At 39.1% G+C, this 26,151-nt stretch carries 21 protein-coding genes; 8 read left to right on the forward strand and 13 right to left on the reverse strand.

Annotated features, from left to right (window positions below; all coding sequences use genetic code 11):
• The first annotated feature begins 261 nt into the window (after positions 1–261).
• The 5 genes from V5804_RS13155 (at position 262) to V5804_RS13175 (ending at position 6,019) form a co-directional block, all read left to right on the forward strand.
• The gene (locus tag V5804_RS13155; protein ID WP_369591858.1) at positions 262–534 is read left to right on the forward strand and encodes a hypothetical protein; all 273 of its coding nucleotides are present in this window, start codon (positions 262–264) and stop codon (positions 532–534) included.
• Positions 535–574: 40 nt separating this feature from the next.
• On the forward strand, positions 575–1,024 hold the full coding sequence (locus V5804_RS13160) for a hypothetical protein (protein WP_369591859.1): 450 nt from the start codon (positions 575–577) through the stop codon (positions 1,022–1,024).
• Positions 1,025–1,422: 398 nt separating this feature from the next.
• Positions 1,423–2,004, forward strand: a complete 582-nt coding sequence (locus V5804_RS13165; RefSeq protein ID WP_369591860.1) for an RNA polymerase sigma-70 factor — start codon at positions 1,423–1,425, stop codon at positions 2,002–2,004.
• A 141-nt stretch (positions 2,005–2,145) separates the two neighbouring features.
• A complete protein-coding gene (locus V5804_RS13170; RefSeq protein ID WP_369591861.1) occupies positions 2,146–3,138 on the forward strand; it encodes a FecR domain-containing protein in 993 nt (330 codons plus the stop codon).
• Positions 3,139–3,304: 166 nt separating this feature from the next.
• Positions 3,305–6,019: a TonB-dependent receptor gene (locus tag V5804_RS13175; RefSeq protein WP_369591862.1), complete on the forward strand. Its 2,715-nt coding sequence runs from the start codon at positions 3,305–3,307 to the stop codon at positions 6,017–6,019.
• A gap of 94 nt (positions 6,020–6,113) precedes the next feature.
• Here V5804_RS13175 and V5804_RS13180 read toward each other — a convergent pair whose 3' ends face one another.
• Positions 6,114–6,269 carry a hypothetical protein gene (locus tag V5804_RS13180; protein ID WP_369591863.1) on the reverse strand — a complete coding sequence of 52 codons (156 nt, stop codon included), beginning with the start codon at positions 6,267–6,269 and terminating at the stop codon, positions 6,114–6,116.
• A 620-nt stretch (positions 6,270–6,889) separates the two neighbouring features.
• On the opposite strand from V5804_RS13180, the gene V5804_RS13185 reads away from it, so the two are divergent.
• Positions 6,890–7,657 carry a WecB/TagA/CpsF family glycosyltransferase gene (locus V5804_RS13185; protein ID WP_369591864.1) on the forward strand — a complete coding sequence of 256 codons (768 nt, stop codon included), beginning with the start codon at positions 6,890–6,892 and terminating at the stop codon, positions 7,655–7,657.
• 93 nt (positions 7,658–7,750) lie between these two features.
• Here the strand turns inward: V5804_RS13185 and V5804_RS13190 are convergent, their stop codons facing one another.
• The 11 genes from V5804_RS13190 to V5804_RS13240 all read right to left on the reverse strand — a co-directional run bounded on the left by V5804_RS13190 (position 7,751) and on the right by V5804_RS13240 (position 21,434).
• The gene (locus V5804_RS13190) at positions 7,751–8,722 is read right to left on the reverse strand and encodes a hypothetical protein (RefSeq protein ID WP_369591865.1); all 972 of its coding nucleotides are present in this window, start codon (positions 8,720–8,722) and stop codon (positions 7,751–7,753) included.
• Between the two features lie 43 nt (positions 8,723–8,765).
• The gene (locus V5804_RS13195) at positions 8,766–9,926 is read right to left on the reverse strand and encodes a glycosyltransferase family 4 protein (RefSeq protein ID WP_369591866.1); all 1,161 of its coding nucleotides are present in this window, start codon (positions 9,924–9,926) and stop codon (positions 8,766–8,768) included.
• Between the two features lie 5 nt (positions 9,927–9,931).
• On the reverse strand, positions 9,932–11,194 hold the full coding sequence (locus tag V5804_RS13200; protein ID WP_369591867.1) for an NAD(P)/FAD-dependent oxidoreductase: 1,263 nt from the start codon (positions 11,192–11,194) through the stop codon (positions 9,932–9,934).
• An 86-nt stretch (positions 11,195–11,280) separates the two neighbouring features.
• Positions 11,281–12,204 carry a hypothetical protein gene (locus V5804_RS13205; RefSeq protein WP_369591868.1) on the reverse strand — a complete coding sequence of 308 codons (924 nt, stop codon included), beginning with the start codon at positions 12,202–12,204 and terminating at the stop codon, positions 11,281–11,283.
• A gap of 3 nt (positions 12,205–12,207) precedes the next feature.
• Positions 12,208–13,062, reverse strand: a complete 855-nt coding sequence (locus V5804_RS13210) for a glycosyltransferase family 2 protein (protein ID WP_369591869.1) — start codon at positions 13,060–13,062, stop codon at positions 12,208–12,210.
• Positions 13,063–13,073: 11 nt separating this feature from the next.
• Positions 13,074–14,141 (reverse strand): hypothetical protein, encoded by a 1,068-nt coding sequence (locus V5804_RS13215; protein ID WP_369591870.1) that lies wholly within the window; start codon positions 14,139–14,141, stop codon positions 13,074–13,076.
• Positions 14,142–14,144: 3 nt separating this feature from the next.
• Entirely contained in the window at positions 14,145–15,503 is a 1,359-nt protein-coding gene (locus tag V5804_RS13220; RefSeq protein WP_369591871.1) for an O-antigen ligase family protein, read from the reverse strand.
• A 2-nt stretch (positions 15,504–15,505) separates the two neighbouring features.
• On the reverse strand, positions 15,506–16,309 hold the full coding sequence (locus V5804_RS13225) for a glycosyltransferase family 2 protein (protein ID WP_369591872.1): 804 nt from the start codon (positions 16,307–16,309) through the stop codon (positions 15,506–15,508).
• A gap of 226 nt (positions 16,310–16,535) precedes the next feature.
• A complete protein-coding gene (locus tag V5804_RS13230) occupies positions 16,536–18,080 on the reverse strand; it encodes a lipopolysaccharide biosynthesis protein (protein WP_369591873.1) in 1,545 nt (514 codons plus the stop codon).
• A gap of 223 nt (positions 18,081–18,303) precedes the next feature.
• Positions 18,304–20,628: a GumC family protein gene (locus tag V5804_RS13235; RefSeq protein ID WP_369591874.1), complete on the reverse strand. Its 2,325-nt coding sequence runs from the start codon at positions 20,626–20,628 to the stop codon at positions 18,304–18,306.
• A 17-nt stretch (positions 20,629–20,645) separates the two neighbouring features.
• Positions 20,646–21,434: a polysaccharide biosynthesis/export family protein gene (locus V5804_RS13240; protein ID WP_369591875.1), complete on the reverse strand. Its 789-nt coding sequence runs from the start codon at positions 21,432–21,434 to the stop codon at positions 20,646–20,648.
• Positions 21,435–21,503: 69 nt separating this feature from the next.
• Here V5804_RS13240 and V5804_RS13245 point away from each other — a divergent pair, with 69 nt between their 5' ends.
• Entirely contained in the window at positions 21,504–21,644 is a 141-nt protein-coding gene (locus V5804_RS13245) for a hypothetical protein (RefSeq protein ID WP_369591876.1), read from the forward strand.
• 27 nt (positions 21,645–21,671) lie between these two features.
• Here V5804_RS13245 and V5804_RS13250 read toward each other — a convergent pair whose 3' ends face one another.
• Complete coding sequence (locus V5804_RS13250; protein WP_369591877.1) at positions 21,672–22,142, reverse strand: OmpA family protein; 471 nt, start codon at positions 22,140–22,142, stop codon at positions 21,672–21,674.
• 770 nt (positions 22,143–22,912) lie between these two features.
• Here V5804_RS13250 and V5804_RS13255 point away from each other — a divergent pair.
• Positions 22,913–25,963: a FlgD immunoglobulin-like domain containing protein gene (locus V5804_RS13255; protein WP_369591878.1), complete on the forward strand. Its 3,051-nt coding sequence runs from the start codon at positions 22,913–22,915 to the stop codon at positions 25,961–25,963.
• Positions 25,964–26,151: the final 188 nt, after the last annotated feature.

Consider the following 26,151-nt stretch of genomic DNA (forward strand, 5'->3'; position numbering starts at 1 on the left):
CACGCTCAGATCCGAACGGCCCTTGCTTAATTCTACAGCCATCACCTTGAACTCCCGGTCATACTGTTTTCTGATTTTTGACATATTCATAAAGTTAAGTCTTTCCCTTAACTCAATGTCCATTCAAATGTAGCAACTCCAATACCTAAAGAAATACCCGTTGAGTATAATGTTCAGTTTGATGCCAAAGCAAAATTTGTCATTAGGACAATTTTAGGGTTAGGGCTTGCGGTTGCCATTATGCTTGCCGTCTCAATAAGTTTGTGGATTGAAAATAGCCGTAGGGCTGATGAAACAAACAAATTCCTAATCCTACGCGGGTTTTATCCTGAAGTAGCAAAGTACATTGATAGTGCTTATACCGCTAATCCCGACTTTTTTATTAAAAAGGCAAAGTCTAATATTGATGAGCAACAAACTATGCCAGAGGCCGCTTTTGAAGCAAAACAGGCTGCTGAAGAAAGTAAATTGGCGAATAATAAGCTTAAAAAATTAAAGTGCAAAACTACAGTTTCAAAGAAGCGGACTAAGTAATTATTATTTTTGAAACCGATTAATTCCTGAATACGATACCATGAATTTAGAACGCTATCCATATCATAACAGCAATGACTTCCAAGACTATGAATTTTATAGTGAGGGGCCAAAAGGAAGGATAAAAAAAATTGTCATGTTTACAAAAATCCTCAATTCGGAGCCGCCAATTTATAATTTAGGGTTTGGCGATCAAGACCCGTATTCAGGAGAAACTGATGACGTTGTTGTTAGTAATAACGCAGACAGGGATATAGTTTTGGCTACCGTGGCAAACACTATTGTCGAATTTTGTAACCACTATGGTAACCATTATATTTATGCAAAGGGTAGTACAATCGCACGAAGCCGACTATATCAAATGGGGATAGCTGGTTTGTGGGAGGAAATTAGCAAGGATTTTGATGTGTATGGATTAAAAGATAATGCCTGGCATGTGTTTAAGCCTAACACGATCAATTACGAGGCGTTTTTGGTGAAACAGAAGTAATTAATTATATTTGAATATTACGATATGAAAGGAGTAAGTATGCCTACAGTAAAGAAAAAGTTAAAAACTATAAAAGGTTTTGGGCCGGGGATTGTTAGCGATAACGTTAAAAGCCACGCCAATGATCCTTTTTTTATCAAAAAATTAGAGGAAGCAACACAAACCATTCAAAGGGTGGGATTGCCTGGTCAAAAAAAGAAGTAGATATTTTCAATTATTGATAAGTAAGGGCTGGATTTAAATCCGGCCTTTTTGTTTCTAAAATAATGGTATCTCTAAATTTGTTTGTTGGCCCTATGCGTTGAAAATGGAATGCAAATTTATCTCTATTTGTATAAAATGTAACTAATTGTGCTTATCGTATGTCTTTTATAATAGTACCTTAGTTTTAACAAGCAATGGCAACATATTTAGTCTTAACAGATCTGCAACTGATCGATCTTTTAAAAAAAGATGATGAGAACGCCTTTTCTGAAATTTACAGGCGGTATGCAGATTCGTTGGCAGGTTTTGCAAGTTCTAAATTTTTTGACGCTGAGGATGGCAGGGATATTATCCATGATGTTTTTGTTAAGCTCTGGCAGGAAAGAATACAATTGAAAGTTGACCGAGATTTAAAAGCTTACCTTTTTAAGCTAACCCGTGACCGGATAGTGGATAAAATTAGAAAAAATATTACACACCGGGAGTATGCAGCTATGATAGACTCGCTGGCTGTTCGCTACGAAGCGACTATTGACCAAAAAATAGCTGCAAAAGAAATAGCCCAAAGCATTGAAACATCGCTGGATGAATTATCACCACGAGTGAAAGAAATTTACCAATTAAGCCGGGAAGAAAATTTAAGTATTCCCGAGATCGCTGACAAATTGCAGCTTTCTGAACAAACTGTAAAAAACCGGCTTTCTACTGCGTTAAAACATTTACGGCAGTCACTAGCAATAGTTTCTACCGCTGCATTATTGTTATGGCTATCCTAAACCCGGCATCCCAGGCATTACATGCCCCTTCTTTCAACGAGTCTTCCCTATCGTTAAGCTAAATCACACCTTTAAAAAAATATTTCATTTCCCTATAGTACCAAAAGGCATCTCATACGGCTACTGTGAAATGGATAACAAATGAGCCGTCATCAAATAGCCGCCTTACTGGATCGTTACCTCAATGGCGAAACCACGAATGAAGAAAATGAGCTGGTGAAACGCTGGCTTGAAGAGAATAGTAATGCTAACCCTCAATGGCATGATTTAGATCCGTTAGCAAAAGATCAATGGCTTTCCAGTGTTTTTAGCGAAATTAAAACCACTATTCACGAAACAGAGGCTAAAGTAGTGTCGCTGCCGCAAAGAAAGCGTGGGTTATGGCGAAGTATTGCGGCTGTCGCAGCAATATTGCTGATCTCTTTTACTTTGTACCTGGATTGGCCGTCATTGCAAAGCCGTTTGAATCCTGTCGAGCTTACAGCTCTTCAAGTACCCATTAATCAGAAAAGGGAGATAACTCTTACCGATGGCAGCCGGGTATGGTTAAATGCAGGCTCGGAGTTAAAATATCCTAAAACATTCAATGGCAAAACAAGGGAAGTTTATCTTTCCGGCGAAGGTTATTTTGATGTCCGCCATGACGCGAGCAAACCTTTTATTATTCATACAGCAACCGTGCTGACCACCGTGCTGGGTACGGCATTTAATATCAAAGAGGATAAACATAAACATACCATTCAGGTCACAGTTACCCGCGGTAAAGTAAGCGTTTCCAATGGCAATAAATTATTAGGTGTAATTATCCCTAACCAGCAGATCAGCTTTAATACTTTAAAAGCGGAAGTCGTACAGGCAACCGTTAATGCCAACGCGGTAGTTGCCTGGCAGCAAAGTGATCTGCATTTTGACGATGTTAGCTTTGGTGATGCTATTGCACAATTGCAAATACATTTCAATGTGAAGATCAGTTTCAGCAATGCAAAATTGAAAGGCTGCCGTTTTACGGGCACTTCTTTAAATGATGAAGAATTGGATAAAATACTAAAAGTAATGTGCGCGTTCAACAATGCCATTTATCAGATCAAGCCGGACGGCAGCATCGTGATAGATGGGCCAGGGTGTAACAACTAAAAAATAAAGAAAATAAAAAATGAATAATATCTAAGCCTTGTAAATGCTTTCGTCCTCCAGGCAGGATAATAAGTCAAAATAACCTGTAAACCGACGGTCATCGGCTTACAGGCGTCCCGGAAAACCGGGGTTTTAAATAATTGTGTCACTTAAAACATTTAAAAGTATGAATATTTCTGCAAAAGTGCGGAAACCGGGAGGCTTATATACTCGCTTCAGCGGTGCAATAGAATTAAACAAGCCATTTATTTTTCAGCTAATGCGTGTAAGCGTTGTAGTTACCTTAATTATATTTACCACTTTCCAGTTATTACTGGCTACTACCACTAAGGGTCAAAATATGCACTCCGACATGGTTACTATCGGCTTGCGGGATGAAAGTCTTGCCAGTGGGCTCAAAAAAATCGAGCAACAAACCTCGCTTCGCTTTTATTACCGCAAGGCGGAAATTAAAGCACTTATCGGACTTAACCTAGCTTTGGACAACAGAACAATAGAACAAACCTTGCAGGAACTATTACAAAATACTTTTCTTTCTTTCCGACAGATCGAAGGTAACATATTGATCGAACGTAATGCTGTACAAGCCAACTATGAGATCAAAGGCCGTGTAGTAGATGTAAATCATAAATCAATAGCTTTTGCTAACGTGATTATAAAGCAGGTCGCTACCGATAAAATAATCCAATCTGCTCAAACCGATACCGAGGGACGTTTCAGGCTCACAGCAACAGAAAAAGGGAATTATCTGATCGGAATTTCGGAAGTAAGTAAGGATAGTTTGTCTCTTGCCCTGACTTTAGGAGATACAAAGATAATTCAATTACCGGATATCATACTAAATGCATCAATCAAGCAACTCAAACAGGTAACTATAACCAGCAGAACCCCTGTTCTTGAAAGAAAGGTTGATCGATGGATATTTAACCTGAACAACACTATAATGGCAAATGGTTCTTCCCTTTTTGAGGCTTTGCAGGTGGCGCCTTTTTTAAAAGTATCTGACAATGGCGTTTCTATGGCGGGCAAAGGCGGTATGGGGGTTATGATAAATGAGAAAATAATTTATTTAAGCGGAACCGACCTGACTAATTATCTGAAAACACTCAGATCTGAAAGTGTGGAAAAAATAGAGATCATTACCAACCCGCCCGCAAAATACGAGGCCCAGGGCAATGCCGGACTGATTAACATTGTTTTGAAGAAAAACCAATCTTTGGGCTGGCGCGGATCATTTAGTTCGACATATCAGAAGGCCGTTTACGCCTCCTATAACAACAATGCCGCTCTTTTTTTTCGCTCAAAAAAAGTTAACAGCTCTTTTACATTTAACCAATCACGTTATCACAATATACTGAACGATTCGCTCAATATAATTGGGAATCCCAGTCAAATCCTTAGTAACGAGCGACGTATATCAATTACACCAGGTTTGCAGGCCGGTTTAAGCATAGATTATGAGTTAAACAAGCACAATAACATCGGGTTTATTTATAATATTTCACACAGCAAAGAGAAGGACACCTATGTTAATAATTATAGCTATGGTAAGCGCAATACTGTCGATTCGGTTTTGAACACTAACGGCGAAATGTTAAGGCCATTATTTGCACAGACTTTAAATATATACCACGATTTAAAGATTGATTCGGCCGGAAAGAAATTAAGCAATTCTGTTAATTTTTTCACGAACAGGCCTGAAGTAAGAAATGGTTTTGTTTCTGAATCTGCAAATACCCATGCTTCAGTTCAAAATAATAACTTTTCAAAATACAATATCTGGTCTATTCAATCAGATTTAACATTGCCTTATAAATGGGCTAAAATAGAAACCGGTGCTAAGTTTGCTAATTATAATAACAATGCCAGCGTAGCATACTATAATAATATCCTCAATAATCTCTTGCTGGACCAAACGCGTAGTAATGATTTCGATTATACCGAAAAAAACCTGGCCGCGTACTACAGTATTGAAGCTGACCTATCGAAAAAATGGACGGCCAAGGCAGGATTGCGTTATGAGTACACGATAACGGATGGTTATTCGCCTACTTTAGACCAGCGTAACAAGCGTAATTATGGTGCCCTATTCCCTACGGCCTATATCGTTTACAAAGCTGACGGAAACAATATTTTTTCTTTAAATTATTCGAGACGGATCAACCGCCCAGGCCTCGCTTCCTTAAATCCCTTTGACTATTATACAAACATTTATACTTATTCTACTGGAAATCCATTGCTCTTACCTTCATACAGTAACAACTTCGAACTTAATTACCTGTATAAAAGCATGTTTTCTTTTACAGTATTTACACAACATATCAGCGATGTAAATTCATCACTTACCACAATTGAGGGGCCATTAGTTGTTTCAAGTAGAGGAAACTTTTTAACACGGGATAACGTGGGGGCCTATGTTTCCTTTAACCGGGCATTTTTTAATTGGTGGGAAAATAGCAGCTCGGCCTCCTTTTTTTATTCATCCTCAAAATCCAAAATAGAAGCGATTGATACCCAAAACGGAACCTCTGCATCGTTTAGTGTCAATAATACTTTCAAGGCAACTAAACTGTTAAATTTCTATCTCAATTACAGCCAAAGCCTTCCTTCAACCAGTGGAAATACTTACACATACAGTCAACGTGATTTTAGGGTAGGCGCAAGAATAAAATTACTTAACAATAATTTGACCATCAACCCGGCTTACTTTTTGGGTACGGCAAGCAGATATGAATCACGTTTTAGCGAGTTTGTGCAGACAGAGAGAACAGACTATCATTATAGAACCTTCAGCCTTGGTCTTACCTACTTATTCGGAAGATCAAAGGTTTCGGGAAACAGCAAAAACATATCTTTTGATGAGAAAAGAAGAGCTCAATAGTAACATGATTTAAAAATATGGTAAATAGCAATGCTTATGAACACCGGTATTCAAGTAGGTAAATGAAAGACTAATCAATACTTTTAAAAGCATTTCATTCACCAGTACAGCAAAGATAGCCCACGCCGGAATAAAACGTTAAGGCTATACAAGCGGGCGGGAGTTGTTCGCTTTCAGCGGCCCCGCCCGGCCTTGACGTTTTGCCGGTTACGCGCTGTTGGTTGCTCAACTGGTAAGAATGGAATGCCATGTGCGTGACTTGCAGGGCGTAATAGACACGTCGGCGAAAAAGGAGCTTGACACCCCAAAAATGACTTTTTTTATTCAAAAACATACATTATATTTCTATAATTAGTTCACTGACTATCTTTTACAAGTATTCTTGATGCAAATTCAATCAAATGAAGTCTAATTAAATGAGACCCATTCGGTTACCATTTTCATAAGGAAGCTTGATAACTAAATTATAATCAACCATTTAAGGGGTAGGGTAATCATCCTGCCATCCCGACTGATTCTCGTATTGGGAAAATAACCTGAAGAATTATTCTTCAGGTTATTTTTTTTAACCTCCACTCTTTTTATAAAAAGTCCTGCTTATTTTTTTACGATTCAGATACAATTCACCAACATTGTATATATTTTATTTTACTGCCTTATTTTATATTTGTAATAAAAGATAAACACTGGTTTACAAAATATTTTTCTTGTAAAATTGTTATTTTTTTTGTTTCGATATATTAAATTTTCCGTGAACTAAAATTAAATTTTAGAATCTTTTTTGAAACTAAATACGTACATACAACATTTAAACCGGAAAGATTTGAAGTGTTTTTATCATACAATTATTATAAAAGTATTTTATACAAAATGAGTGAGGTTATAAGTGATTATGCAGGTTATCGTTTGTTTACAAAACCTTTAGACGATTTGCCAAGCTTGCCTAAGATTGTGATAAATACTATTAACCAATATTCATTTTGCCTCGCCGAAAAAGAACCTGAGTTTAAAAATGCATTATTAGAATCAGAGGTTTTATTACCGGATGGTGTTGGGATAGTTGCCGCTGTACGGCTACAAAGCGGACAAAAAATCAAAAAAATATCAGGTTCAAATTTGCATTATTATTTATTAAACAAACTGAATCAGGAATACGGAAGCTGCTTTTACTTAGGTTCCTCCAACAATACTTTAAAAAAAATAAAAGAAAGGATCGCTTTAGAATATCCAAACATCAGGGTTGGCTCCTACTCGCCCCCATTTAAGCCTGCTTTTTCTGATGAAGAAAATTCTCAAATGATTGCTGCAGTTAACCAGTTTAAACCTGATGCTTTATTTGTAGGCATGACTGCGCCAAAACAGGAAAAGTGGGCCGTTGCGCACAAAAAAGAGTTGAATACAAAAATCATCAGTTCTGTAGGCGCTGTTTTTGATTTCTATGCCGGTACCATGAACCGCCCGGGCAATTTTTGGATCAAAATGGGTTTTGAATGGTTGGGGAGATTGATCAACGAGCCGCAACGTATGTGGAAAAGATACTTGTATTATGGGCCCGTTTTCATTTACATCTTGCTAAAATACAAGATCAGGAACCGAATTTTTCGTAACACAACAGCACTTACCCAAAAAAGCGCTTGAATTATCCTTTTGCTTAAATGCTTCTTTTACCAGGTAAAAATTTGTCTGGTGAAAATTGGTTTGAAAAACAAACCAAGCCCAATTAATTGAAACTTATGTTTTCCACTTAGACAGTTTAATGGGATGAATGTACAATTTATCCGCCGGAAATTTTTGCATCAACTTTGTTAAGTTTTGATTATAAGGTTGCATATCCGCATTGTAATTGTTGATTTCCTCTGGCGTGTAAAGCCAGTAAACCAATCCGCGTTTACCAATTTTATCCTCCGTAACTACTTCTTTTGCAGCTAATAATAAAGCGGTTGGTATCGCAAATTCTACAAAAAGTTTGTTGGTGGCAAACACGCCGCAATAATGACAAAACCTTTTAATCGTATGTTTTGATACGATCACAATATCAGAATACGAACCCACAACCGGATAAACCAACGGAAACTTTTTAAAGTAAGAAGTTAAATTGGATGCATATTTTATGGTTGCAGATGTAAGTGGAAAAACATCGCCATGCAAATCCCGGTAAGTTATCGGTTGCACTTTGTAACCGTGTTTTTCCAAAATCGTTTCCGCCTCGCGGTACGATGGCATTTCGTCCGCATTTTCCACACCATATGCTTTGTGTTCGTAACTTTCAACCATATCTTTAATCTTGCACCAATGCCAGCGCGGTTTGCCGGTAATACTTTTGACCGGTAAAAAACGCAAAGTTTCATTATTGGTCAAATTGTGCAACGTATGTATTTCGGGAATATAACTTGCATCTGCATCCAAGTGAAAATATTCCTGGTAATTATTTTCGTTGATTGCGGGATTCAAGATCAAATCATCACCGATAAAAAAATAATGGTCGTACTTTTCGTCAAAATACTTTTTAAAACCCTGCGCCAAATAACCCTGAAAATACTGCGAACTTTCGTAAACCGGAATCACATTTGGTTTATCGCCTTCGTAAAATGGCACCAAATGATAAATATTTGAGAAACGATTTTGATAAAGTTTCTCCAAGATTTCAATATTCTTATTGTACTTGTGGTTGAAAACGAAAATAAGCGCAACTTTGCCGTTCATATAGCCAATTGGTTTTAGAATTATAAATACGGTTAATTTACAATTACGGGTTTTTTTCCTCGTTAATAACTTCGTTGTAAATGGTTAAAAGCTGTTTTAAGTTCTGCCCGGATGTGTAAAAACCTTCGTATGCTTTTCGGGCATTTAACTCATATTGATGTTTTTGTTCTTTGCTAAAGTTGGCCCATTTTTCTAAACAATCCCTAAAATTTGCTTCCTTTGGTTCAAAAAGCAAACCATTGTATTCCGGCACAATCATCGTTTCCATGGCACCTAACTTGGATGCCAGTACCGGCAAACCATGGGCAAAAGCTTCAATAATGGTTAAGGGCATCCCTTCAAACCAAACCGAGGGAAAAACCAATGCCGAACAGGTTTGCATCAAAGTATATACTTCATCTTTGTTTAAAATACCCAAAAATTCGATGTTTGGATATTTTGAACTGTAATGTTGAACTTCTTCTTTCAACGGCCCATCGCCTGCAATTTTGATTTTGTACCGAGACGAAGAAAACACCGATAAAAGAAGCATTATGCCTTTTTCTTCTGAAAGTCTTCCAACATACAAAAACTCATCCAACCGTTGTTTTTCTTCCTGAATTGGAACCGAAACAAAGTTTGGTTTGATTACAATTTGTTTTGCTGATAACCCCAATTGCGAAGTCTGGAACAATTGCTTTGCATGTTCGCTCAATACAATATAACGGTTTGGAATTTTCCAGGTTCCCATTTTTTTATGGATAAACATAGATAAACCCAACCAAAAAGTAATCAGTTTGGAATTTTTATAAACACCTAATTTTACAGCTTTCCACGGAAAATTCTGTTGAAGGGAATCTAAAAAAAGTTTTCCGTTGTAAAAAAGCGTTCCCGAAGGGCACAACAACCTGAAATTGTGAATGGTGATCACAAAAGGAACTTTGCTTCTTTTAATGGCATAAATTACAGATGCCGAACCGCCAAAATGCAAATTATGGATATGCACAATATCCGGACGAAAGCCGGCCAACTTGGATTTTGTTTTGGAATATGATTGCAAGTTAAAAGGCAATTGCAACAACTTGAACAAAGCATTTTTGTGGTTATCAAAAGTTAATAATTCTACCTCAACCCCGGCGGCTTGCAGCAGTTTTATCTCTTCGGCAACAACCGTATCTTCGCCGCCTTTGTACTGGTATTGGGTATGGATTACTAAAACTTTCACTACAATTAAGCCAACTTTTTCTTCAAATCCATGGCCGCTTCAATCGCTTTGTCCATGTTGTAATATTCCCATTCGGCAAATCTTCCCAACAAATAAATGTTGTATTTGGCCAATTGTGTTTTCAATTCGGTAATCTTTTCGCGCGTTCCTTTATGCTGAATGATGTACGAATTCGGCTCATAATTAAATGCCAAAGGTTTTAAATTGCCGGGCAAATTTTTCAATTCTTCCAGCATGGTTTCCCGTTCCTGCTTTCCCGAAAACTCAACTACGCAGGTTTTTCGGTCTGTTCCTTCATTATTGGTATCGCTAAAATTACCGGTATAAATAATGCGATGCGCTTTAAACTTATCTTCAGGCAAATACAACCACGAAATATCGTTCGCATCCGTTTCGCACAAAACATTAGAAGTTCCGTTGGAAGGAAGATCGGCCACGTTTTCCAGCGCAACTTTTAATTCCTGATCGTTAATTTGAACAAGGTTATGCAACTGACGAACATCGCCGCAATAAACCAAAACATCGGTGTAAATATCTTCGTGGTTGATTGCTAAACGGCCATCTTTTTCAACCGAAATCGAATTGACCTGAAAAGAAAGATGGATATTTTGCCCTTCCGCCAAACGGTTGACAATAAACTGCGAGCCATCCCTTTTTGGATAATAAAAAGAAGCGTGCACCATCGTGCTTTCTTCTTTTTTGATGATGTTGCTCATTATCACTTCTTTAATTTGCGGCATCGGCAGTTTCCCGTCCAGCCATTCCAAGGGAACTTTGCTGATATCGGTGTTCCAGATTTTAGAATTGTACGGGCCGAAGTATAAACGGTACAAGTTTTCTCCAAAATTCCCGATCAAAAAATCTTTGAAATTGTCGTAATGTACATCTTTGTTTTTCTCCTGCACCAGCATTTGGATCAACTCTTCTACAATCGCGCGCGTTTCGTTTTCGGGCAATTGGTACAAATAATTTTCTAAAGGATAACCAATCAGCTTTCCGCCCAATAAAATTTTGGCATTGCGGGTGGCTTTCAAAAACTCTTCGTCGCGGTTAAAATGCTGCCAAAACCAATCTAAAACCGTTTGGTCTTTGCTGTTAAAAACGTGGCCGCCAACTTTATGAAAAAGGTTGCCGTCAATCCGGTCGCATTTTACCAAACCGCCAACTTTGTCTGACCGTTCTAAAATCTCGACTTCAAAACTTTCAGACAACATGCTCGAAATGCTCAATCCTGAAATCCCGGAACCAATAACGGTTGCTTTCTTCATTTATAATTTTATTTTGGAATGCTTCTTTTATCGCATAAAAATCAGTGTCGACACCAATTTTTACCTGGTAAAAGAAGCATCAGCAATTAACTTGTTTTTTTAAACTTCGAACTAAACTTGATCAGTTCGTTGATGATTTTACGCGAAGCCAAAGCCGGCAAACCATAAGGTTTTTTCAGTTGCTTTTGTAAAGATGGTTCAATTACATCGGCCGGGCAAAACTTAAATTCCCTTTTCGTTCCGGCATCTTGCGGCGTTTGCAAATAATCAATGCCGAACGTATTGGTGGATTCTGCATCAAAACCAATGTTGGTGCCTTTTGAAATGATCGGATAAACCACTTTGTATTGATGCTCTGAAACATGAACTTGCATTTGGATGTCCCAGGTAGAAATCGTTCCGTTGATCTCTTTTTTCACCATCCGGTACAAATCCATGCCTTCTTTATTCAAACGGCTTTTAAAATTTGGCGAAGTATCTACTATTTTTTGCAAACCTTTTTTGTCCCAAACTACATTTTTCACCCGGTCTGCCCAGCTTGCCCAGCCGTACGAACAAAAGCGGTTTGCAATAATGCTATCGTAAGGATAGTTGCCCAATTTAAGCGGAAAAGCAAAACCGGTTACGCAAAAAACAGACTTTTCGTTTTTGTAGAAATCCAATCCGTCCAGCAAAAACTTTACGTAATTTGGCGTAACCACCAAGTCGTCTTCCACAATTACAAAACGGTCATAATTTTGGCTGAGGTAAGTTAAACCGGTATGAAAGTTTGGGCCGGTGCTGTAATTCCGGTCGCGAAAATGTTTTTGCACACTTTTAAAACCGGTCAACTGGTCAATGTAAGCACGCGTTTCCAGCACGCCTTGCTTGTCTTTTTCGCCTTTGTAACCGTCGGCAAAAAAAATAATATCCAAATCAGCACATTCCGGATTTTTGAGCAAAGCTTCCATGGATGCTTTTAATTTAGCCGCCCGTTTATAGCAAAAAACCCCAATGATCGTTTTTTCCATGTGTTATTTTTTAAATCTGTCCCAAATAATCGGGAACAAAGTTTTCATCCATAATTTGATGTAAGCCGAAGTGTGGGATTTTGGGAAATGCTCCTTGATGAAACCCAAATACTCTTTGTAAGCCAAACCTTTCGGGCTTTTCAAATAAGCAATCCGTTCTTTCAAAGTGGTGTTGGCCGATTTCCAATTGTTGCCGTGGTCATCAATACAAGTTCCCAAAAAACCCGGCGCAACCACCAAAGTATATCCTGCTTTTTTGGCTTTTAAAGTATAATCATAATCGGCCAAACCGTGCGTAAATTTATCCGACAAGATGCCAATCGCTTTTACAACTTCAGCCGGAACCAATAAAATGTTGGCATTGGCCACATCACAAAATACGTATTCGGTTTCGCTATGGATGAAAGTCCCGCCATCCCAAGTGCCGTTTGCATTCAGCTTTCTGCCGCCGTACGAAAGTTCTCCGGTTTCGTCATCGGCCGTGCTGCCCACCACGATTGCTGTTTTTAGCCTCTTATTTTTGATGTATGCTTCGGTTTGCAATAAAATGCTGATGGCGTTTTCCTTTAAAAGTGTATCGTCGTTCAGCAACAAATAAAAATCCGAGTTCGAAGGCAAGGCCTGCCGCCAAGTGTTACGCATTCCGCCGGCCCAAAACAAAGAACCGTTTCCATTGAAAACTTCCACTTCCGGGAAAGCATTTTTTACCGCTTCGGCCGTTCCATCTTTGGAAGCATCGTCCGTTAAAAAAATTTTTAACGAAACATCCGCAGGCAACACTTGCCTTTGCAGGCTTTCTAAGCAAGTCAGCGTTTTTTGCTTTCGGTTAAAGGTGGTTAATAATACGGCAATCGTCATGTTCAAAAATGTTATGCTTCTTTTAACAACCTTTTTTTAACCACCGGCAGCTTTTTAAAACGCTTTTTTAACGCATTATAATAGCTCACCAAATAATATTTCACTTTCATTTTGAAAGATAAATTTGGAACGCTGGCCGCTTTTTGAACAATTTTGATAAAAGCAGGATTGCTGATATCCAAACCATAATTTCGGTTTTGGTTGAAAAACAACTGGTACAATTGATGGATGCCAAATATTTTTTCGGAAGGCAAATGCCACAAAACCAAATTGGTATCGGATTGTCGGACTTCGCGGTAAAAAACCGGGTTCGTCCAAATTCGACGCATAAAAGAAGCATCAGTGCTGGCGCGGAAACCGTTTTTAAAATACAGGTAACTCAGCGTGTGCGCTTCTTCGTTAAATTTTTGCAAACCCTGCGCGTTTCGTTCCAGCAGTTTCGGCCACAATTCTTCAAAATCGCTGTAAATCTTTTTGATGTTTTTAACGCTGCACAGTAAAAATTCGCCTAAATGATACGATGGGATTTCGTTGATTTCCGTTCCCAACAACTCCTGATAAATGGTTTTCAAATCGTTCCGGCTCAAACCATTGATCACATATTCCGGCTTCACCGGATCTTCAAAAGAAATAAAACCTAGCGGCTGGGCAGCGGCAAAAAGTTTTTCGGCAGGTTTGATAAAAATACAATCCGAATCAGAAATTAAATATTGATCGTTTAAATTCTGGTCGTTTTGCGAAATATATTCCAAGATGGAAAACTCGTAAAACTGGTTTTGGAACGAGCCAAAATAGTTTTTGGGCGTTTTGTATTTGAAACCGGTGTGAATTACTTCGACCTCCAAATCCTTTAAAATCGAACTGAGTTCTCGTCCGTCAATCACGGGCAAGGTTTCAACATTGGTAAATAAAATATGCCTTTCTTTTTTGTTGAAACGCTTGCTGCTTGCAAAGAACACCAAAACGCAGCGCCAGTAAATATTCTGGTGTTTTTGGGAAGAAGACGGCAAACCTGTTTGCGGGAAATTGCCTTCCTCTCCTTTTTTATCTGCACAAAGCCAGGTACATATATAATTCATAGTTTAGCTGATGCTGTTTTTATCGGTATAAAATTGGTGGATTGCTTTTCGGCCTTTAAAAAGCGGTTCTGGCAAATGCGTTTGCTGCTCTTCAACGTCGTCATATTCCACTTCATCAATTTCTTCTTCCTCGTGCAGATCATCTTTTTCCAGATAATACAAGCACAAGCCAACGTGTCCCCAAAAAACAATTTGCGGCACATAACTTAACGAAAACAGCAAACCGGAAAGGCAAAACGCCATCAAAATGATGGTTGATTCGCTTAGGTTTTTGCTGAAAGCACGAAAGGCCAGATAAAATAAAAAGGAATATTTGAACAGCAAACCGACAATGCCATGGTAAAAAAGCACTTCCATAAAACCTTCGTGAAAATGTTGGCCGGTTTTTTCGGGCCACCAATCCACCAACGGGTTGCTCATCTCGAAACCTTCAAACGTCCAGCCAAAAATAGGGCGTTGCAAAAAAAGCCGACCGTAAACTTCCCGTTGTTCTATCCGGAAACGGCCGGTGCTTTCCTGCTGGTTTGGGTCGAAAATCTCGCTGAACCTTTCGCCAAGAAAATTAGTGAGTTCGGGAAACATGGAGGAAACGAAAAAATAAGTGAAGAACAACAAAATCAATCCGCCAACGGCAAAACTCCAGATTTTTGGGATGTTTTCCTTGCTTACCCGCATACTGATGCCCAAATAAATAAAAGCGGCCACGATGGCACTGCTCCAAACCGAGCGATGCTGGTGGATCAAGATCACGACAAAACAAAAGGCCAACGGGATGGCATCCATTCCTTTTTTGGTTTTGATAAACTTGTTGAGATACCACAGGAATGGCAAAATCATCATGAAAACGGAAGTGGCGTGGATAATGCGGCCATCACCAGAGAAAACGCCCAAATCTTCCAAATCCAGACCTTCCAAACTGAAAGAAAAACCGCGGCCGTAAATGGCCATGAAAACGATGTAGGTGTAGAGGTAAAACTTGGCCATAAATTCGAGCAGGTCGAAATCATATTTTCGGCACAAATTTTTGATAAAGATGGAATAGATGGCCGGAAACAGCACGTAATACATGGTTAACTGCTGGAAAAAAGTGTTGTAAACATACAGAGATTCTACAACCAGCCGAAGCATGATCAGGGTAAAAATGCCAAGGAAAATCCGTTCGTTAAATTTCAGCTCGTTGATATTGATCAGCATATAACCGTAAATCACAAAGCCAAATATTTTTTGGTAAGGCTGGATGATGGCAGAAGTTGGTACAAACAGCCAGGAAAATATCTGCTCCATAAACAAATAGCCAAAAAACAGCAGCAAAAACTCTTTTATAGTAAAGCGGTAATTGAATATTTTGATAATGGTATTCATGCTTACTGTACTTGCTTTTGAAGGCCTGGCTTTAACCTGCTTTTGATAAACCCTTTTATTTTATTTATAATCCGTGGGAATATTGTTGTTAACCGAAGATAAGTTAAAAGCCAATTCATTTTGCGCACTTTTAAACTACTTCTTTTATCCTCCCATTTTATCTTTCGCTCGTTGTGCAGGTACATTTCCTGAAAAGTTTCTTCCTTTTCGGGAATAATCGCACGGTATATATCTGCCTTTTTATCTACAATTTCTTTGTTGATATAACCTAAATGCTTCAACCTGAAATCGGTGTTTACACGCAAACCGGAAATGCCTTTTACATTTGGCGAATCAATGATCACATTCTCAAAATAACCTTGAGGCGATTCGCGCCATAGCAAACGATCATGCCCGGCCGAGTAATGCAACCGGTAACGCGAGCCGGCAAAATGTTCACGGTCTACAAAATGAAACCTGCGGAAGCCGTATTTATTCACAATTTTACTGCGCATTAAACGTTCAAAATCTGCGCGTGTAAGTTCTGGTTCAAACAACTCATCTACATCAATCCATAAACACCAATCCGGGTTTCTTTTCCGGGCCATGGCGTAAACTAAGTTTTTGTCTCGGCCTTCGTTAAAGCCTTCTGTTTGTACGATATCCACCACTTTTGGGTGCGCTTTTAAAACTTCAAAAGTACCATCGGTCGAGCCATTATCCACCGCCACAATCTCATCCACCAGTTTCCCGACGTTTTCAAGCCACTCGTGCACAAAAAATATCCCGTCTTTTACCCGAAGCAGTACAACCAGTTTTGGCATCATTCAATAAATATTAATACGGCTATAAATTAAAAAATATAGAACTTGTTTAAACTTTTTTTCCGGCCCTCTTTTTTTGGGCTGATGCTTCTTTTATCCTATAAAAATTGGAGTTTGCATCAACCTAAACAAATCAAAACAAATTGCCCACCAATTTTTAGGCGAAAAAAGAAGCATGGTGTAAAGCATAAAAGACCAAGTTTAAACAAATTCATAGTTATAATATCAATTAAGCCCTTCTCAACTTTAACTTATAAAACGGACCGATCAAAAACTTTTCCTTCAAATTTTTGATGGTGTTGCGGATCTCGGCATCAAAAATGAAAACCGCGAACATAAAAATAATGGTGAACAAAGAACCGCTCACCAATAATTTGAACAGGTAAATATTTTCTGCAAAAAGATGCCCAACCAACAATTTGCAACCGTAGCCAGCCAGTAAACTGATTGGGACAATGGCCAGCCAAACGCCAAAAATATTTTTGATCAACGAAAATTTCAAATACCCTAATTTATGAAGCCTGTAAGAAAAATAAGTAACATCAGTGGATGCGCCGATAAAGATGAAGACACAAAGCGTACCGATAATGCCAAACTTTTGGGCAACGAAATACATGGAAACGCCTAAAAAAATGCCTTTTGCCATGTTCACCAAACTGTTCATCTTGATATCGCCCAAGGCATAACACATGTTGGACATGAAGTAGCCGATCAGCCCGAAAAAGAAGTTGGCAATTAACAAATGTAAAATGGTATCGCCTGCGTATTTTGAACTTCCGGTCCAAAGCGAAATGAGGTTTCGGTACGTTAGCCAAAACATAAAAGATGTAAAAAGGACGCCATACGAATAAATCCTGAACTGGTTGCCAATAAAGCCAACCATCTTTTCATCATCGCCTTTTCCTTTTCCATGCGAAATTAGAGGCATCAAGGCTACAGAATGCCGACCGATTAAACCGGAAGTCATGTTAATAGGGCGTTTGTTGATCTCAAAAACAGTGATCATACTTGGCGGGATAAAACGGGCCAGCATAATCATGTCCACACTTCCCGAAAGGCCGATAATGATTCTGGAAACAGAGGTAAAAGAAAATATTTTGATAAACTTTTTAAAATACGGAAGGTCAAACTCCGCTTTCAGGTTCTCCTTTTTCAACGCTTTAAACATCGAGGCAATGTTGTAAATGTTGATAAAAACAGCACGGGCAAGGTTAGAAAAAGCAATGGAAATCACGCCAAAACCTTTGTACAATAAAACAACATTGGTGATTAGAAAAAGGATGTTAGCGAGGATTGTGGCAATGGCAACATCCGCAGAATTTTGCAAGCCCTGGTTGATGCCCGACATGCTGAAAGAAACCAGCGACATGCCGATGGCGATAATTGAAAGCATCAAAGCGGTTTGCAAATGCGGGTAGATGGAGACGTCTTTGTTGATGATCGTTCCTAATAAAAAATAAAATACAAAGCCGACCAAAATAGAAATAACCAGGATGATGGAGGATGCAAAAAAACCGGCGCCTATGGTTTGGCCAATTTCTTTAAACAGGTTTTTACCTTTCAGTTCGGCAATTTTTTGCTGAAGGACATCGCCAACTCCAGGGTCAGTCAGTGTAATCCAATTTAAGACATTGCCTGTAGCCAGCCAGATGCCCAATGTTGCCGAATCAATGTGCTTTACGTACAGCGGCAGTAAAATGATGGAATTGAATATATTAGTGAGGACGTAACCATACTGAAAAACGAAATTCCATTTTAATACTTTACTATTCATGAACGAGATTTAACACAATTTTAAAACCTAACTGAAATCAGCAGGCAGGAGATTGATAAGCAATTAGTTGGGCAGGCATTTACGGATAAAAGGCAGATGTGGTAAAAGATTTATTAATGCTTCTTTTATCGGGTGATTTTTAGGTGTTGCCAATTTTTTGCCGGTAAAAGAAGCATGGGACTTTTTTAGAGATAAAGATTATTTTTAATGCGCAATCCAATAATTACTTTCTTAATGCCGGGAGCGACTTGGTTTTTTTATCGTCGTAAGTATAACCATAGCCGTAACCATAACCGTAGCCATAACCATAACCGCTGCCTAAACCCCGGGTAGATACGCCGTTAAAAACGATAGCGGCGTTCGTCAGTTTATTTAAACGGTTGTTTTCATCAATCCTTTCGATAAAAACTTTTGGCGTGTAGCCATGCCGAACGATGTAAAGTGTGGCATCGCAAAACGGAGAAACAATATACGCATCAGAAACAGGGCCAACCGGCGCAATATCAATCACGATGTAATCAAAAATACCATCAAGATAGTTTAATAAATCTTCAGCTTTGCCGTTCATAATCAACTCCGACGGGTTTTTTGGCAGCTTTCCGGCAGAAATAAAAGACAGGTTTTCGTCAATTGAAGTCTGGGCAATAATGGTATCCGGGGAAACTTTTCCCTGCAAATACTCGGTAACACCTGCTTGATCGGTATGGATATTTAGTTTTGTGGCAAGCGATGGGTTGTTCAAATCGAAATCAACCAAAACCACTTTTTTACCAGTCAAAGCAAGGCTAATGGCCAGGTTAGTGGCCACAAAACTTTTCCCTTCTCCGGAAATGGCCGAAGTAATCAAAATCCTTTTTTGCTTGTTGCCGATGCCCAAATAATTCAGCGTTGTTCTTAATTTTCTGAATTGTTCTGCAATCAACGTTTTTTGGTTGTTGCCGATTACGATAGCATTTTTTGATTTCTCTGCCGTGATCTCGCCGATAACCGGCAGTTTCGTCAGGCTTTCAATTTCTTTTTGGAACATCACTTTGCTGCGCAAAGTTTCTTTTCCAACTACGATTCCAAAACCTCCTATCAAAGCAAGCAAGACGGCACTTAAATAAGCAAATTTCTTTTTCGGGCTAACCGGATATTCCGATGCTTCGGCACGGTCAACCACTTTGCTACCGAACAAATTAGAAACATAGGACAATTGGGTTTCTTCTTTCTTTTGCTGCAAAAACTCGTAAAGGTGGCTTTTTAAACTTTGCTCGCGGTTAATATCCACCAGTTGCCTTTGTGTTTCGGGCAGCGCTTGCAAAACCGAGGAATAAGAACTGTTTGTGGATGAAATATTGCCGCGGCTGGCTTCCAAACTGCGCTTTTGGTTTTGGATATTCGCCATAATCTGCGGCCTGATTTTATTGACCTGGTCTATAACAGCTACGTAGGTAGGGTTATTTTCGCCGGTCGTTTTCCGCATACTTTCTGCTTCAATCTGCAGGTCGTAAATATTTTTAACCATTTGTGTTAAAGAAGGGTCATCAACGCCAGCCATCGAAGGAATGATACCACCCGATAAACTTCCTGAGCGTACAGAATTTTCTACCTGATTCAAAACCGACAGTTTTTGGTTGATATCACCTACCTTTTGATCATTGCTGCTCACGTTTTCGAGGAATAATTTCCCCTGTGTATCTACATCCACAGCGCCTTTGTTGGCTTTGTAGGCCTGCAGTTTATGTTCGATCGTAACCAGGTCGTCTTCTACACGTGCCAACCGTTCGTTGATAAATTCTAAAGTATTGGATGCCAATACGTTCTTTTCGTCTATTATGGATTTGTTGTAAACTTTAATCAGTTCGTTCACAATATCTTCTCCGCGTGCCGGGCTTTCATCCGTAAAATTAAGGTCAACAATACTCGACATTTTGTTTGCCGCAGTTACTTTTAACCTCGAAGCCAGCGATGAAGCTACTTTTTTAGGCGCAATCAGCGAAAAATACAGCTTCTTGTCGGTTTCCTCTGGTGTGCGGTAAATGTTTTTTTTGAATTTTAACCGGCCGTAAGGCGTGTCCACCCACTCATTCAAAAGATAGCTTTTGTTGCCAATTTTAACACTGTTTTTATCGGCCGTAAAATACACTTTGGCCACTTCGCGCATATTATTGCTGTCGGCAACAATCGTAACCGGGCTGCTGCTGTAGGCCGAAATACTTTTAAAACGCTGCTCTTCGGAAACCGGCGCATACAAATCCAGGTTTTTTACCACATTGGTCAACAACGTTTTGGATTGAATCACCTCCATTTCGTTGTCAATGGTTTTTTTGGGCGAGATCAGATCCAGTGATTCTAAGGCTTTTGCATCTTCAGAACCCTTTTTTTCGTCCTTAATTAAGATACGGGCATTAACTTCGTATTGGGGTGTTGTAAATTTTAGGTAAAACCACGCACCACCCAAAGCTAGCATGGTGAGCAATAAAAATAGCGGCCAGTACGGCAAATATCTAAATATAAAGCTGCTGCTAAAATTGGAGTCCTTATCTTCAGAAATCTTTCTGTTCATGATGTTTTTTTAATTGTTTATTTTCTGATAATGCTGGAAACTATAATCGCGATAAACGATAGCCCGCTCAAAACGATAGGCAAAGTTTGTACCGTTTGTCCGCCGCTGGCTGCTTTTGCCTTATTTGCTTCCACATAAACAATGTCATTGGATTTTAAATAGTAGTACGGAGAATTGAAAAGCTGGTTGGAGTTTAAATTTAAGTGGCGGATAATTTTTTTGCCGCTTTCTTCCCGAATCACCAAAACGTTGTCTTTACGGCCAAAAACGGTAATATCGCCGGCCAGGCCCAAAGCTTCCAGCAAAGAGATTTTTTCGCTGGGCACATTGATAACGGTTGGACGGGCAACTTCGCCCAAAACACTTACTTTAAAATTTAACTGGCGCACCACTACTACCGGGTCAACCAGCAATTTGCGGTCAACCAAGCTTTTGGTAAGCTGCTCGCGCAACTGGTTGGTGGTTAAACCGGAAACTTTGAGGTTGCCAATAATGGGGAACTGGATATTGCCATCGGTATTGACTAAATAACCCGGCGACTGCAAGTTTATGCCAGTTGCAGAAGAAGAGCTGACGTAAGAATTATTTGGTGTGTTGAAAACAGCCGTGGCCGCAGGGTTTAAGCTGCTTACGGCAATACTCAACAAATCATTTGGCTGGATGTAAGTTAAAGGTGCCTCATTTTTTGAAGCGAGTGTAGTATCTGCTTGGTTGACAAAATAGGTTGACTTTCTGGTGTTTGCACAGGACGAAAGCAAAACTTCGCAGCAGAAGAACAAAAAGAGGACCCTGAAATTTAACTTCATAAGTTTGGATGATTTTTTAAAGAACTGAACACAAATATAATTTGATAATACCAAAAAGGCGTTTTAAATATGAATTTTGTAAAATTTAGTCAAGGTAATGTTTTTGAAAATGCTTCTTTTACCCACCTAAAAACAGTGAACTTCGCCTGCCGCGGTATTTTTTCTATCCTGACCAGCGCAAATTTTATACGGGTAAAAGAAGCATTTTGATTCATAAGAATTAAAAAAACAACCTGCTTATTTGGCTATTTCTTTCAGCTTGATCTCAACACGGCGGTTTTTCTGGCGGCCTTCTTCTGTTTTGTTGGAAGCAATCGGGATGGTGCTGCCAAAAGGAACGGTTACGATCCGGTCTTTTTTTACGCCTTTTGCAACCAAGTAATCTTTAACTTCCACCGCCCTTTTTTCTGACAGCACCCAGTTTGGTTTAAAACTGCCGATAGAATCAGCATGGCCGCGCAGCGATACCACGTAGTCGTCGTCAATCACCAGTTTGGCCAGCTTGTTAAGGTTGGTGTAATAAGCCGTTCGGACAGATGCTTTGGCAAAATCATACTCCAGGTTGCGGGTTACTTCGGCAATCAAAGCACTTTTGTCTAATGCCGCTGTTTTATGGGCGGTTTTTTTTACCGGGCCTGCGTCAATTGCTTTTACACCTGCAAAAAAAAGCAGCATGGCCATGGCCGAAATAAATAATTTAATTTTCATAAGTTATTGGTTTTAAATGGTTAATAAATATAAATATACAATCTTTAATTTATTTTTTTGTTTTAATGCATTCTGTTGGTTTTTTACAGAAGCAAATACGAAATTTTGGGGGAAAAGATTTTTGTCAGGTCTGCTGATACTTCTTTTACCACACAAAAATTATTGGTTGGATCTTAGGAACGGAATTTCATATCTTACTAAATCCGGTTGCCTAATGCAAGGTATCGTTTCAGCTTGTGATAAAGTTTTTTTAAGCAAAAAAGATTCAGGCAAAATATTTGAATAGGGTTATTAGATTGTACAGATAGTTTTGTACCTTATTAAAACAACAAACAATTATTTTTATTAAATTACTTATATAACTTTTTACACAAAACCTTCGTTACAAGGAACAGATTAAAAATGAAAATAATTATAAAAAGGAAATATTTTTCTGATTAAGAGCCTGTTTAAATTTATACCAGAAAAAATGTTAATGCTTCTTTTATCACCTAAAAATTGGTGGTTGCATCAACCTAAAAAATCAAAAATTAATTGCCCACCAATTTTTAGGTGATAAAAGAAGCATCAAAAAATAAATGAACAAAATTTAAACAGGCTTTAAACTTTTATTATAATAAAAATATATTCAAAAGGTAAATTTAAACATAATTGTATAAAACATAATTTTTATATCATTCAATAAATTAATGAAAGCACTTTTACCTTTTTAATTTATAATTACAACAAATTGCTAAAAAATTAACTTGCACAGGTTTTATAACTTATAGATGAAGACGCTTTTTTGGATACTATTATCATTCTTTTCCGTTTTACAACAATTACAAGCCCAAGATTTTCAAGTTACTTTAGTTGACCCATGTGCATCTATTGAAAAAAAATCCACCATCATCATCAATGACAACGCTGCAGCGGCTACTAATACGCTAAAGGCCGCAACCGAGAACAACACAGTTAATTTTACCCTAACCACCAGTGTTAATACGTCTGCCGGTGTTTACAATGCTTCGGGAAACTTAATACGTACTCTATGGAATGGTGTTCGATACGATGCTGGTAACTATAAAGCTGTTTGGAGCGGTATAATGGATGATGGTACATTGGCACCTCCCGGAACCTACCAGGTAAAGGTATTAACCAATAATGTACAATACATTTGGGAAGGCGTGATTGGGAATACATCGGTCAGCTTGACCGATAATGTTTTTAAATCTTACGGCGGCAATACTTGCTTTGCCTTTGTTGGAACAAAAGGCTTTTACGGCCAGTTTTTTTATGAAGGCGGCACGAACAGCAAATACTTTAATACGGGCGATATTGGTAAAAGTTATGATGCAAATTTTGGTGTACATGCAGTTACAATTGATTGTGCCACAGACAGTGTAAATGTTTACTGGATAGGCTTGGACCAGTACCAAAACAACGGTGTTGATGCCAACCAGTCAAACTACATTTATGCCTGCAAAGCCTCCGATAATTCAGCAGTTGCCTTCGCGAACGAGGCAGGCCATAATTCTGGCAGGGAAAACGAATATTACCCGCATTTTATCGGCTGGTACACCGACCTGAAAAACGCCGGGCTAGAATACAATGGCATAGCGGTAAACAACAATTTCATCTTCGTTACGCTTCCCAAAAGGAACCAGTTGTTTGTTTTTAATAAAACATCAGGCGCAACCGTCCAGACCCTGACTTATACAAACCCGACAAAATTGGCCGCAGGTTCTGCGGACGAACTTTGGATGGTGGTGAATAAAGTATTAAAAAAGTTTACCGTTAACGGTACAACAGGCGCCTTGACAGATGCAAACCTAAGTATCGCTGCAACCAGCCCTTCATCTGTTAAAATCAGTCCCGATAATTCAACAGTTTTGGTTGCCGATGTGGGGACACAACAGGTAAAGGCCTATGCCAACAGTACCGGGAACTTGCTTTGGTCCTTAGGGCAGCCGGGCGGTTATGACCTAAACGGCCCTGCCGTTGCAAACGACAAATTCATGTTTGACAGGGTAGATTTTGCAAGCCCGGCCATTGCCTACCAGCCCGACGGCTCTTTTTGGGTAAACGACATCGGCAATTACCGTACCCTTCATTTTAATGCAGACCGGAGTTATAAAGAGCAAATTGCGTTCATGCCTGCTTCCCGCTCGAGCAATGTTGACCCAAATAAGCCTACGAGTGTTTTTGGCGATGAGCTTGAGTTTCAGCGTGACTATTCCAAACCTTTGGACAATGGCGCAAACGGAAGTTGGAAATTGGTCAACAACTGGAAGGTAGGTACATCTTTAGACATTTTTGCAAAATTCCTGTTTACAATCACCCTTTCCAATGGGCATACGTATGCTGGCAGCGGATCGCGGGTATATGATTTGACCCCTACCGGTGCAGTGGATGTTTGTGCCTACCCGGTCAACGGGCATATGGAAGCAGACGGCAGCTTTTGGACGAGGCTAAACTATGGCAACAACTATTTTGAGGTCAGGAAACAGCCATTGACAGGTTTTACAACTTTGCCATCTGGCGCACAGGTGCCTTCCTGGGGAGCTGCACAAGTGGTGGTTACAACACCTACCATCACGGCCATGATGCCACTTTGGTATGTGGACAATACCATTGGAGCGGCAAGCAACCCAAACAGGTATTTTTTCTTCAACCCCAACAGTGCAAGCCTGGGGTTTGGGACAACAGATTTTAACTATCATTTAGGCGCGATAAAAACAGGGGGGAATACATTTGAATGGCAAGGTTCAAAAGGCACATTTTATGATTATCATGGCGATTATCCAAGAAATGGCGATTATGACCTTGGCAATAATGATTTTGGCAACCAGCATAGCGAAAACTGCAAGGCATTAGTCAATGGCAGTAACGTTTTCTGGAACGTAAACGGGGAATTTTGGAAAGCGAACTCGCCAGGCGGTGGTGAAATAAACATTTGGAACCATTTTAACGAAGATGGCCTTTTGATTGGCAATTTCGGCAAAACAGGTTTAGATACCTATTTGACAGGAAACACCGGATTTGCCGGCAATGCTTTTTCTACCGCTTTGGTTAAAGTTAACGGTAGTTTTTACATTTACCACTGCGACGAAAACCAGCATGGCGGTGTACATAGCTGGCACATAACGGGGTTAAATACTATTGCAGAGCAAACACTGCCAATAACTGTTAGTGCATCTGTTGTGCCAATAAACGATACTACAAACCTGATGACAGGATTGCCCTATAGATCAACATCGTTTACCGGTGGCGATGGGTTTTCTGTACAGACGCCTGCGGGCCTGGTATTAAAAACAAATACCTTGCAGTACCAAAAAGGCCTTATTGACATTGCTTTGGGTGGTGACGGAGATGTGCTTATCAACAAAAGCCTAAACAATACGGCCAGGCTTTCAAACTGGAAATTAACAGCAGGGATCAGCTATCAGAACGGCGAGCTTAGTTTTGGCACTGCACCGGATGGTTCCAACAACTACAATTATCTGGAAATCTTAGATGTTTCCGGCAAAATTATAGCACGTTTTATAGGTAACCAGGCAGATACGCGCAACAACTACTACCGCCGTGTTTGGTTCAACAGTACCATTGTTGCCGAAGGCTCAGGCTTTAATGGTTTCAGTGATTATTACTTCCGCGACATTTCGTTTAGTTATGCCAACGGCACATTGACCTTTAAGCACCAGGACTACCCAGCTGTATCTATAACTAAGCCTTTTCAGCAAGGTGCGGATATGACCTCGCCAAGTATTTTACATGTTAACCAAGGCGGCAACAGAACGAGGTATATTAATTTAAGTAAATTAAATTTTTCAAAAAAATAATTGCAGTTTTTTATAGCTCATTTAAATGTAAGTTATAAAATCAACATCCTTCTTTTATGCATATAAAATTTATTTTTTTAATTATACAAATAAATAGAAACAAGCATCAAAAATTCAAGATTTTAGGTGATAAAAGAAGCATCAAAATAAACAGAACTAAATTTAGAACAAGCCATTAATTATCCTAT

Origin of the sequence: Mucilaginibacter sp. (assembly GCF_041088075.1) — a bacterium.
Classification (GTDB): Bacteria; Bacteroidota; Bacteroidia; order Sphingobacteriales; family Sphingobacteriaceae; genus Mucilaginibacter_A.

Excerpts from the sequence above, each read along its gene's own strand:
- V5804_RS13170 (WP_369591861.1), top strand. The coding sequence starts at position 2,146 with ATGAGCCGTCATCAAATAGCCGCCTTACTGGATCGTTACCTCAATGGC.
- V5804_RS13250 (WP_369591877.1), bottom strand. The coding sequence starts at position 22,142 with ATGAAAATTAAATTATTTATTTCGGCCATGGCCATGCTGCTTTTTTTT.
- V5804_RS13190 (WP_369591865.1), bottom strand. The coding sequence starts at position 8,722 with ATGAACGGCAAAGTTGCGCTTATTTTCGTTTTCAACCACAAGTACAAT.
- V5804_RS13245 (WP_369591876.1), top strand. The coding sequence starts at position 21,504 with ATGAATTTTGTAAAATTTAGTCAAGGTAATGTTTTTGAAAATGCTTCT.
- V5804_RS13235 (WP_369591874.1), bottom strand. The coding sequence starts at position 20,628 with ATGAACAGAAAGATTTCTGAAGATAAGGACTCCAATTTTAGCAGCAGC.
- V5804_RS13230 (WP_369591873.1), bottom strand. The coding sequence starts at position 18,080 with ATGAATAGTAAAGTATTAAAATGGAATTTCGTTTTTCAGTATGGTTAC.
- V5804_RS13220 (WP_369591871.1), bottom strand. The coding sequence starts at position 15,503 with ATGAATACCATTATCAAAATATTCAATTACCGCTTTACTATAAAAGAG.
- V5804_RS13215 (WP_369591870.1), bottom strand. The coding sequence starts at position 14,141 with ATGAATTATATATGTACCTGGCTTTGTGCAGATAAAAAAGGAGAGGAA.
- V5804_RS13160 (WP_369591859.1), top strand. The coding sequence starts at position 575 with ATGAATTTAGAACGCTATCCATATCATAACAGCAATGACTTCCAAGAC.
- V5804_RS13225 (WP_369591872.1), bottom strand. The coding sequence starts at position 16,309 with ATGATGCCAAAACTGGTTGTACTGCTTCGGGTAAAAGACGGGATATTT.
- V5804_RS13255 (WP_369591878.1), top strand. The coding sequence starts at position 22,913 with ATGAAGACGCTTTTTTGGATACTATTATCATTCTTTTCCGTTTTACAA.
- V5804_RS13240 (WP_369591875.1), bottom strand. The coding sequence starts at position 21,434 with ATGAAGTTAAATTTCAGGGTCCTCTTTTTGTTCTTCTGCTGCGAAGTT.
- V5804_RS13165 (WP_369591860.1), top strand. The coding sequence starts at position 1,423 with ATGGCAACATATTTAGTCTTAACAGATCTGCAACTGATCGATCTTTTA.
- V5804_RS13200 (WP_369591867.1), bottom strand. The coding sequence starts at position 11,194 with ATGAAGAAAGCAACCGTTATTGGTTCCGGGATTTCAGGATTGAGCATT.
- V5804_RS13180 (WP_369591863.1), bottom strand. The coding sequence starts at position 6,269 with ATGGCATTCCATTCTTACCAGTTGAGCAACCAACAGCGCGTAACCGGC.
- V5804_RS13205 (WP_369591868.1), bottom strand. The coding sequence starts at position 12,204 with ATGGAAAAAACGATCATTGGGGTTTTTTGCTATAAACGGGCGGCTAAA.
- V5804_RS13210 (WP_369591869.1), bottom strand. The coding sequence starts at position 13,062 with ATGACGATTGCCGTATTATTAACCACCTTTAACCGAAAGCAAAAAACG.
- V5804_RS13185 (WP_369591864.1), top strand. The coding sequence starts at position 6,890 with ATGAGTGAGGTTATAAGTGATTATGCAGGTTATCGTTTGTTTACAAAA.
- V5804_RS13175 (WP_369591862.1), top strand. The coding sequence starts at position 3,305 with ATGAATATTTCTGCAAAAGTGCGGAAACCGGGAGGCTTATATACTCGC.